Source organism: Pseudoalteromonas sp. MER144-MNA-CIBAN-0113 (assembly GCF_040308965.1).
In the GTDB taxonomy this organism is placed as follows: domain Bacteria; phylum Pseudomonadota; class Gammaproteobacteria; order Enterobacterales; family Alteromonadaceae; genus Pseudoalteromonas; species Pseudoalteromonas tetraodonis.
The window spans coordinates 1-303 of the sequence record NZ_JBEOOG010000259.1 but is presented as its reverse complement, the minus strand read 5'-3'; the positions used below and the strand labels follow the sequence as shown (position 1 = coordinate 303).

Annotated in this window: 1 protein-coding gene; it reads right to left on the bottom strand. The window is 45.2% G+C overall.

The window, feature by feature from the left end; all coding sequences use genetic code 11:
- Nucleotides 1-303: FAD-binding protein (locus AAEY57_RS19630; RefSeq protein WP_350608622.1), on the bottom strand; the 303-nt coding region annotated here is incomplete at both ends.

Below are 303 nucleotides of genomic sequence, written 5' to 3'. Positions count from 1 at the left end.
GGTACAAAGCCTGCATCAACCGCTGCGCGCGACGCACCAATCGCTGCACCGAGTTTATCGGCAATACCATTAAGTAGTGCAAAGTTTTCACCGTTTTGCATACCGCGACCACCCGATATAACCACAGTGGCAGCTGTAAGTTCAGGTCGTTCAGACTCTGTTTGTTCAACACTTACAAAGCTACTTAATTGCGAATCAGACACTGTATCAATGCTTGTTATAGCCGCTGCTGATTGCTCGCCTTGTAAATCAAAGCTACTAGCACGTACGGTAATTACTTTTTTACTGTCGAGTGATTTAACT